Genomic DNA, 10051 nt, shown 5'->3' on the forward strand with positions numbered 1-10051 from the left:
GCAGCTCCAATGGATCATGGCTGCCTATACCATTGCGATGACGACCATCCTGATGGGCGTTGGCACCCTGGCCGACCGTTACGGTCGTAAACGCATCTTCACCATCGGCATTCTTGCCTTCGGCGTCACGTCGCTCATCTGTGGACTGGCCGACAGCGCCGCCGTGTTGATCGTGGCACGCTTTCTCCAGGGATTGAGTGCTGCGATGATGCTGATCTGCCAGATCGCCATCTTGTCCAATCAATTTCGGGATGGGCGTGAACGCGGCGCTGCCTTTGCCTGGTGGGGGATAGTGTTCGGTGCCGGTCTCGGCTTTGGTCCGATAGTGGGTGGCGCCATCCTGGCACTGGCGAGCTGGCAATGGGTGTTTCTGATCCACGCGGTCCTGGCTGTCATGACCTTGCTGCTGAGCCAGATGGGGGTGCAGGAGTCCCGCGATCCTCATGCGACTCACCTCGATATCAAAGGGATCGCCACCTTGTCGCTTGCCGTGTTATGCCTGGTCCTGTTCGTCACTCAAGGCCCGGTGCTTGGATTTGGCAGTACCGCCGCCATGAGCATCATAGGAATGTCCATGCTGAGCTTCGCCGGTTTCGTGGTCGCCGAGCGAACCAGCCGTAGGCCCATGCTGGAGTTCTCAATATTTCGGGTGCGCAACGTTTCCGGTGCCTTGCTCGGATCCATGGGGCAAAACTTCAGCTTCTGGCCGTTCATCATCTATCTGCCGATCTATTTCCATGTGGCTTTGGGGTATGACAACGTGCAGACCGGTCTCGCCCTGCTGACCTACACCTTGCCCACCCTGTTCATCCCGCCACTGGCCGAACGCCTGGCGGTGCGCTATCGAGCCGGCATCGTGATCCCTGTGGGGTTATCGATCATCGGCATGGGCTTCGTGCTGATGAGAGCTGGCAGCCAGTCTGCACAACCGGGCTGGCTGCTCTTGTCGGGGGCCGTCTTGGCAGGAATTGGGCTGGGTTTAACCAACACCACAACCACCAACACTATTACCGCCGCAGTATCAGCCGAACGGGTAGGCATGGCGTCGGGGGCAGATACCAGCGCCAGGATGATCTCACTGGCATTCAACATCGCCGTGATGGGGTTCATTCTGGTTGAAGGCATCATGGCCTATCTGCGCCACAAGCTGGGTATTGTCGAGGGGGCGGGTCTACGGCTTTTCGCGGAAAAAATAGCCGCCGGGGATGTGACTGTGCTGGAGCAGCATAGCGCCTTGCTGCCGCATATCGCCATCCCCGCCGAAGCGGTCAATGAGGCCCTGGTCGCCGGGTTTGGTTGGGTCATGGTCTATGGGGCGGCCAGCGCCTTCCTGCTGGCAGCAATCAGTTTCTTCATCTTTTCACCCGGGAGATCCGTGCAACGCAATCCCGAGATGCCGCAGAATACCTAGCAAAGGCCGCACAGGGCGGGAAACTACGCCACCCGGTGGGCCACGACGAGTCCCCCCAGAGACTCGTCATGCGCCCCAAACAATAAGGAGGTCTGCTAGCTGATGGCAGACCTCCTTCTTTCGCCGCTCAAGCCAGCCCTGTCATTGGCATCCCGCCGGATCAGCTGGCCCCAATCAGCAGCGGTTGCCAGTTGAAATCGAACTGACTCTTGCCCTCTTCCGCCAATGCCAGCTCTTCCAACACTCGCAGCGCCAGCTTGTTTCCCCGCCGGGCAGCCTGGAACAGCCACTCTTTGGCCTGCACCATGTCCACCTGGCCATTGACCCCCATCAAATGCAATATGCCAAGCTTGAGCATGGCAGGCACATCGCCGTTACGGGCTGCGCTATCCATCCAGTGAAAGGCCATCGCAAGATCCTGAGCCACACCATGACCCCGTAGATAAACCTCCCCCAGACGATATTGACCCAACGCATCGCCCCCCTCTGCCGCTTGGCGATAGAGGCGAATAGCCTCAGCCAAATCCAGGGCACTGCCCTGCCCCAGCTCGTGACTCCACCCCATCAAGGCTTGCGCTCTCGGCTCACCCGCCTCGGCTTTCGCCTGCCAGATGTCGACGGCCTGACTGAAGCGCCCCTGCTGCCAGGCTCGCTGGGCACTGTCCATCTCGTCGGCACCGCCCGGTAGCAAACGCCAGATCAACACGCAGGTCAGACCAATAAACAACCAAGAGGAGGGAGATTTCATCATAGGGATTACCGTGATCCAGTTCTCATTTTGTCTATGTAAACGAAATGTAATGACGAACGCAAGTCGGGCGTATCTCCGGGCTCTCCCTTCGATCCCCCACACGGTCGCTACAGGGTCAAGGGCTTCACCCCTTCTGCGCCACCTGCTTGTCTTTGTTTGTCTCATTGCGCACAATGCCTGTATATAAACACAGTTATCGTGAGCAACAAGCTATGGCTGGACGCGGCACTCTCCACAATCTGGATCATCGTTTCAGTGGCCCCCGCATCGAGGTGGTCGACGATGGTTGGCAACAAGACGCCGACTGGGCGCCCGAGTTTATGAAAAGCGCCCCACAAACCCAGGTACGTGAGATCCAGGCCCGCAGCATCATCAGTCATAATCAGTCGCCGGATGTGCCCTTTAGCCGCTCCATCAATCCCTATCAGGGCTGCGAACATGGTTGTATTTATTGCTATGCCAGACCCAGTCACGCCTACCTTGAGCTCTCCCCCGGGCTCGATTTTGAAACCCAACTGTTTGCCAAACTCAACGCCGCCGACTTGCTGCGCCAGGCGTTTGCCAAACCCGGTTATCAACCACAGACCATTGTCATTGGCGCCAATACGGATCCTTATCAACCCATTGAGCAACACTACCGCCTTACCCGTGCCTTGCTCGAAGTGATGTTGGCCCACAAGCATCCGGTAGGCATCATTACCAAGAGTGCCATGGTGCTCAGAGATCTCGATCTGCTACAGGCCCTCGCCAGTCAAGGGTTGTGTCGCGTCATGGTCTCGGTCACACCCTGGATGAGGCACTCCGGCGAAAACTGGAACCCAGAGCTAGCACGGGGCAAGGCCGTCTGGCGGTGATCGGCAAGCTGGCACGGGCCGGGATCCCGGTGGGGGTACTGGCGGCCCCCATGATCCCCAGGCTCAACGAATCTGAACTCGAGCAGATCATCAACGCAGCCGCAGCCCAGGGCGCCAGCCAGGCTGGCTATATATTGCTGCGTCTGCCCCATGAATTGACTCAGCTTTTTGATGACTGGCTGGCGCTGCACTATCCCGCAAAGCGGCAGGCTGTGCTGGAGCAGCTAAAGGCCAGCCGGGAAGGCCGACTCAATAGCCAGGCCTTCGGAGATCGCATGCGCGGCACCGGTCAGTTTGCCAGTCTGCTGGCGCAACGCTTTCGGCTTGTCTGCAAACGTTCGGGGCTCAACTCGGCTCATACGCCCCTTAACCTGCACGCTTTTATCCGTCCCCACCAACAGTTCGAGCTGTTCTAGGTTCATCCGCCCTGACTACCTATCGAAATAATGGCAAGGAGTGTGGCAACAAATATTGATATCGACAGCGATAATTTGCCCCAGACAACGGGAACAAAGGGCAAAGCTCAAGAGTGGGACAGTGAACCCTGATGAGTGCCGCTTGGGTCTTGATAGTGAAGGGCTAGGAATTAGGCATTAGGCATTAGGCATTAGGCATTAGGCATTAGGGCAGAGTAAGGTGCACTGCGGCAAATGTGTCACAACAGGATGCCTGTTGGCGTTGGTGCACCCAGCATCGGCATCTGGTACCTAGCGGGAGACATACTCCCTCTCCCGCTTTACCACCGCCCCGACCTGATCAGGCAGGGCTGACGTTCAGGACGATTTACTGCCTTTGAGCAACTCGATCGGGATCCGTGATGGCTCAAACGCCACCAACTCCTCTTCCCGCTCGACAGCAGACTCATCTCCGAACCATTTCGACCACCAGAGTTGTAACATCGCAGACTCCTCGACATGACACGACACCGGCTGATGTCGAGTGCAGCGTATCCCTGTGTCATGACAACAAAATGACACCCCGTTATCTCTATCCGCTGATGTACTGGCACTGAGTCAGGCGAACAGACCCACTCGGGCTGCGACCAGACGCCGGCCATAAAAAAGAGCGCCCTTGGGCGCCCTTTTATTCAGCAACTAGACCAATTGGCCGGATGATGGAGTATTACTCCTCATCAGCCTGCTCGGCTTGGTCGTTCTGCTGAGCATCACCCGACTCGGACGCGACGTCGTCTGCGGGGGCCAAGCCGGCTTCTGCCAACTCGCCATCCATCAGAACCTCATGCTCTTCCTCATCACTCTCGGCGATACGCTGCAGGCCAACCACGGTCTCGTCTTCACCGGTACGGATCAGACGAACACCACCAGTATTACGGCCTATGATGCTTACCTCGGCAACGCGGGTGCGGACCAGGGTGCCGCCATTGGTGATCAGCATGATCTGGTCGGTATCTTCGACCTGGATCGCATCGATCACCTTGCCGTTACGCTCATCCACCTTGATGGAGCGAACGCCCTGGGTACCACGGCTCTTGGTCGGGTACTCGGTCAGCGCGGTACGTTTGCCGTAACCGTTCTCGGTCGCGGTCAGGATGGCACCCTCGCCACGGGGGACGATCAGGGAAACCACCTTGTCGCCGTTGAGCAGGCGGATACCACGCACCCCACCGGCGGTACGACCCATGGGACGTACGCCCTTGAAGGTACCCTTGCTTTCGGTGCCGTCGCTGCCATCGTCGTCGTTGCCGGCGTCAATGACACTCTCATCATCCCCGTCGACATCATCGCTGACATCGGCATCGGCTGCATCGACACGGCCACTGCCTTCTGCGAAGCGAACCACCTTGCCCGCATCGGAGAACAGCATGATCTCGTTGCTGCCATCGGTGATGTCCACGCCAATCAGCTCATCGCCCTCTTTGAGGTTGATGGCACGAATGCCAGAGGAGAGCGGACGACTGAACGCAGACAGGCTGGTCTTCTTCACGGTACCGTCAGCGGTGGCGAAGAAGACGTACTTGTCGTCGGCATACTCTTTGACCGGCAGAATGGCGGTGATACGTTCACCCTCTTCCAGCGGCAGCAAGTTGATGATCGGGCGGCCACGGGCGCTACGGGACGCCTCAGGCAGCTGATATACCTTGAGCCAGTAGACCTTGCCACGGGTGGAGAAGCACAAAATGGTGTCGTGGGTGTTGGCCACCAGCAGACGTTCCACAAAGTCCTCTTCCTTGATCCGGGTGGCCGACTTGCCACGACCGCCGCGGCGCTGGGCCTCGTAGTCGGTCAGCGGCTGATACTTCACATAACCCTGGTGGGACAGCGTCACCACCACGTCTTCCGGGGTGATCAAATCTTCGATGTTGATCTCGGCGCTGGAGGCGTTGATCTCGGTACGACGCTCGTCGCCATACTGCTCGCGCACGGCCAGCAGCTCATCACGGATCACTTCCATCAGGCGCTCAGGGCTTGCCAGGATGAACAGCAGCTCGGCGATCAGATCCAGCAGAGATTGATACTCTTCCAGGATCTTCTCATGCTCGAGACCAGTCAGCTTGTGAAGACGCAAGTCCAGAATGGCCTGGGCCTGCTGTTCGGTCAGGAAATAGCTCCCCTCACGAATGCCAAACTCCGGCTCCAGCCACTCTGGGCGGGCTGCATCGTCACCGGCTTTTTCCAGCATGCCGGCCACGTTGCCGAGCTCCCAGCCACGCGCCACAAGCTTGGCCTTGGCATCAGCCGGGGTGTCGGAGTGACGGATCAGCTCGATGATGGGGTCTATGTTGGCCAGGGCGACGGCCAGACCTTCCAGGATATGAGCCCGGTCCCGCGCCTTGCGCAACTCGAACACTGTCCTGCGTGTCACAACCTCACGGCGGTGCAGCAAGAAGGCATCCAGGATCTCTTTAAGGTTCATCACCTTGGGCTGGTTGTTATCGAGCGCCACCATGTTGATGCCGAACGTAGTCTGCATCTGGGTGTGCTTGTAGAGATTGTTCAGCACAATCTCGCCGGACTCGCCGCGCTTGATCTCGATAACGATGCGCATGCCGTCCTTGTCGGACTCATCGCGCAGGGCACTGATGCCCTCGAGTTTCTTCTCTTTGACCAGCTCGGCGATCTTCTCGATCAACCGTGCCTTGTTCACCTGATAAGGCAGTTCGTGAACGATGATGGTCTCGCGACTGGTCTTCTCATCCACTTCCACTTCGGCCTTGGCACGTACATAGACGGAGCCGCGACCGGTGCGGTAGGCCTGCACTATGCCGGAACGACCGTTGATGATGGCACCGGTGGGGAAATCTGGGCCACTGATGTAGGTCATCAGCTCATCGATGGTGAGATCGTTATTTTCGATCAGCGCCAGACAGCCGTTCACTATCTCGGTGAGGTTGTGAGGAGGAATGTTGGTCGCCATGCCCACCGCGATACCGGAAGAGCCGTTGACCAGCAGATTGGGCACCTTGGTAGGCATGACAGCCGGGATCATCTCGGTGCCATCATAGTTGGGCACCCAGTCCACGGTCTCTTTATCCAGATCGGCCAGCAGCTCGTGGGAGATGCGCGCCATCCGGACTTCGGTATAACGCATGGCGGCGGCGCTGTCGCCGTCAACCGAACCGAAGTTCCCCTGACCGTCGACCATCATGTAACGCATGGAAAAATCCTGCGCCATGCGGACTATGGTGTCATACACGGCACTGTCGCCGTGGGGGTGGTATTTACCGATTACGTCACCGACCACACGGGCCGATTTTTTATAGGGCTTGTTCCAGTCGTTCCCCAACTCGTTCATAGCAAACAGAACGCGGCGGTGAACCGGTTTCAAGCCATCACGCACATCCGGCAGAGCTCGTCCTACGATCACGCTCATGGCGTAATCCAGATAGGAACTCTTGAGCTCTTCTTCGATGTTGATCGGCGTGATCTCTCTGGCCAGATCGCTCATAGAAAGCCTTAATCCCTAATTAGTTGTTCTTTGGCATAAACAGCGCGACATGGTAACACAACAAGGGCAATTGCTTAAGTCGGAAATCGGGCTGGTTTGACAAAGGTGGTTCGTTATAATGCCCGCCAGGACAATAGATTGCGCTCCCGACGGGTCGAGCGCCCCGCCACAGGATTTTGCCAAGATGAACACTGACGCCAATGTCGATCTGACAGAAATTGCCAAATTCGAAGCCATCGCCTCCCGCTGGTGGGATCTGGAAGGTGAGTTCAAGCCGCTGCACCAGATAAACCCGGTGCGCCTTGACTGGATCACCGACAAGAGCGGTGGCCTGTTTGGCAAACCCGTGCTCGACATCGGCTGCGGCGGCGGCATCCTCTCCGAAAGCATGGCCCGCCGTGGTGCCAAGGTAACAGGTATCGACATGGGCAAGGAGCCCCTCGGGGTGGCCCGCCTTCATGCCCTGGAGCAAGGGGTCGAGCTTCACTACCAGCAGATGACCGCCGAGCAGCACGCCGATGAAGCGCCCGGTCAGTATGATGTGGTGACCTGCATGGAGATGCTAGAGCACGTGCCGGATCCCGCCTCGGTGCTGCGTGCCATCGCCACCCTGGTGCGTCCCGGTGGCCGGGTGTTCGTCTCCACCATCAATCGCAACCCCAAGTCGTTCCTGATGATGATTGTCGGCGCCGAATACCTGATGAAGATGGTACCCAAGGGCACCCATGATCACAAAAAATTCATCACCCCCGCCGAGCTGTGTCGCATGGGCGAGGCCGCCGGTTTGCTGGTTCGGGACATGAGCGGGGTGCACTACTCGCCGCTCACCGGCCACTTCAAGCTGGGCGCCAACGTCGATGTCAACTACATGGTGGAATTTGTCCGCCCGGAGCTGGGTTGATGAGTCCCCGGCAGACTGGCTTGCGCTGCGTGCTGTTCGATCTGGATGGCACCCTGCTCGATACAGCGCCGGATCTCGGCGCCGCGGTCAATCATGTGCTGATAAGCGAAGGCTTTGCCCCGCTCTCTGATGAGATCATCCGCCAGACCACTTCCCACGGGGCGCTCGGCCTGCTCAGGGCCGGGCTGGGCGATGAGCTGCTCGAGGAGCTGGGCGCCACTCGCCTGCGCACCGCCCTGCTTGATTACTACGCCGCTCACCTGTGCGTCGGTACCCGCCCCTATGAGGGCATGGTGGACCTGGTGCACTGGCTGGCTTCACGCCAGATCCCCTGGGGGATCGTCACCAACAAGCCGGGCTTTTTGACCGAGCCGCTGCTGGCGGCGCTGCCGGATCTCGCCAGCTGCGGGGTGACGGTCAGTGCCGATACCCTGCCAGTGCGCAAACCCGACCCCGCCCCCATGTTCTTTGCCTGCGACCAGCTGGGCGTAGAGGCGGCTCACTGCCTATATGTGGGAGATCATGTGCGCGACATAGAGGCGGGTCGCAACGCCGGTATGCTGACCGCCATCGCGGGCTGGGGCTATCTGCATGGGGAGGATGATCCATCCGCCTGGGGGGCGGATCTGCATTTCGATACGGTGCAAGGCCTGCATCATTGGTTGCGCTACGAACTTGGATGACTGGCATCAAGATCCTCTGGATCCCCAGTCGACAGGCGGCGGGATCAAGGATGCCCCATCACAGGGTGCCATCATGCCGCGGATGAGCGGCCGAGCCACCCTTGTCGCCACGACTTGTGACCGCGAAGAGACAGGGCCCGATGGGCCCTGTCTCTTTTTCAGCGCGGCATCTGGTTCGGCGGCTTACTTTTTCACCGTACTGCCCGGGGAGCGCTGCCGCATAATGGCGACCATTTTTGGCGCGGATCGCACAGGGATTGTGCAAGGATCCACAGGGGGGCGATTGCTAGTAAAACAGAGCTAATTTCGCAAGAAAAAAAAGTTATTTTAATTTTATATCTTGAGTCTGCAGGCTTGCTTTTCAGGGAGCAGACGAAGGAAAACCCGTTCACTGTGAGCAGTCACTAACTATCATGAGACACCCACAATTTATCCACAGCTATCCCCCCATCCATACGTTGCAAAGCTGTGATGACCTCACTATCTTGTAGCTCGAACTCAAAATAACACTACATCTTGTGCCTCACTGCATATCGCCCCACTAGAAACGAGGAGCGAACTGGCTTGCTTGTCAAGCCTTGCGGTGAGTTTTTCGGGAATCAACTAAAGGTCATCAGCCAATGAACTTGTTTGTGACGAAGCGTAACGGCCACAAAGAACCCATCGATCTGGATAAAATTCACCGCGTGCTCGACTGGGCCGCCGAGGGACTCGACCACGTCTCAGTCTCCCAGGTAGAACTCAAGTCCCACATCCAGTTCTATGACGGTATCCGTACCGCCGACATCCACGAAACCGTCATCAAGGCCACCGCTGACCTTATCTCCGAACAGAGCCCGGATTACCAGTACATGGCAGCCCGTCTGGCCATCTTCCACCTGCGCAAGAAAGCCTACGGCCAATTCGAGCCGCCCCATCTCTACCAGCATGTCGCCAAGCTGGTGGACATGGGCAAGTACGACAAGCACCTGCTGACCGACTACACCCAGGCCGAATTCGAGGAGCTCAACGAGCACCTGGATCACTGGCGTGACATGGACTTCTCCTACGCGGCGGTCAAACAGCTCGAAGGCAAGTATCTGGTGCAGAACCGCGTCACCGGCGAGATCTACGAGAGTCCGCAGTTCCTCTATATCCTGGTGGCAGCCTGCCTCTTCTCCAAGTATCCGAAAGATACCCGTCTGAGCTACATCAAGCGTTTCTATGATGCGGTCTCGACCTTCAAGATCTCCCTGCCGACCCCCATCATGAGCGGTGTGCGCACCCCGACCCGTCAGTTCAGCTCCTGCGTGCTGATCGAGTGTGATGACAGCCTGGACTCCATCAATGCCACCGCCAGCGCCATAGTGCGTTATGTCTCCCAGCGCGCCGGTATCGGCATCAACGCCGGTCGCATTCGTGGGCTGGGCAGCCCCATCCGTGGTGGCGAAGCCTTCCATACCGGTTGCATCCCCTTCTACAAGTACTTCCAGACTGCGGTCAAGTGCTGCTCCCAGGGCGGCGTGCGCGGTGGTGCTGCCACTCTGTTCTACCCGCTGTGGCACA

At 58.4% G+C, this 10051-nt stretch carries 7 protein-coding genes and 1 pseudogene; 5 read left to right on the forward strand and 3 right to left on the reverse strand.

Annotation, left to right across the window (positions count from 1 at the left end):
* The coding region (locus G113_RS16225) for an MFS transporter (RefSeq protein ID WP_005907192.1) at window positions 1–1411 on the forward strand (1411 nt) is incomplete at its 5' end.
* 160 nt (window positions 1412–1571) lie between these two features.
* Here G113_RS16225 and G113_RS16230 read toward each other — a convergent pair.
* The gene (locus G113_RS16230; protein ID WP_005907193.1) at window positions 1572–2162 is read right to left on the reverse strand and encodes a tetratricopeptide repeat protein; all 591 of its coding nucleotides are present in this window, start codon (window positions 2160–2162) and stop codon (window positions 1572–1574) included.
* Between the two features lie 212 nt (window positions 2163–2374).
* Here G113_RS16230 and G113_RS22090 point away from each other — a divergent pair.
* Window positions 2375–3432, forward strand: a pseudogene (locus G113_RS22090) (PA0069 family radical SAM protein).
* Window positions 3433–3789: 357 nt separating this feature from the next.
* On the opposite strand, the gene G113_RS22005 reads toward G113_RS22090, so the two are convergent.
* A complete protein-coding gene (locus G113_RS22005; RefSeq protein ID WP_269077646.1) occupies window positions 3790–3915 on the reverse strand; it encodes a hypothetical protein in 126 nt (41 codons plus the stop codon).
* Window positions 3916–4138: 223 nt separating this feature from the next.
* Entirely contained in the window at window positions 4139–6922 is a 2784-nt protein-coding gene (gyrA, locus tag G113_RS16240; protein ID WP_005907195.1) for a DNA topoisomerase (ATP-hydrolyzing) subunit A, read from the reverse strand.
* A 184-nt stretch (window positions 6923–7106) separates the two neighbouring features.
* On the opposite strand from gyrA, the gene ubiG reads away from it, so the two are divergent.
* The 3 genes from ubiG to G113_RS16260 all read left to right on the forward strand — a co-directional run.
* Entirely contained in the window at window positions 7107–7823 is a 717-nt protein-coding gene (ubiG, locus tag G113_RS16245; protein WP_005907197.1) for a bifunctional 2-polyprenyl-6-hydroxyphenol methylase/3-demethylubiquinol 3-O-methyltransferase UbiG, read from the forward strand.
* Entirely contained in the window at window positions 7823–8506 is a 684-nt protein-coding gene (locus G113_RS16250; RefSeq protein ID WP_005907199.1) for an HAD family hydrolase, read from the forward strand. The genes ubiG and G113_RS16250 overlap by 1 nt, the downstream gene beginning before the upstream one ends.
* A 620-nt stretch (window positions 8507–9126) precedes the next feature.
* Window positions 9127–10051: ribonucleotide reductase N-terminal alpha domain-containing protein (locus G113_RS16260; RefSeq protein WP_005907200.1), on the forward strand; the 925-nt coding region annotated here is incomplete at its 3' end.

This window comes from Aeromonas molluscorum 848 (genome assembly GCF_000388115.1).
In the GTDB taxonomy this organism is placed as follows: Bacteria; Pseudomonadota; Gammaproteobacteria; order Enterobacterales; family Aeromonadaceae; genus Aeromonas; species Aeromonas molluscorum.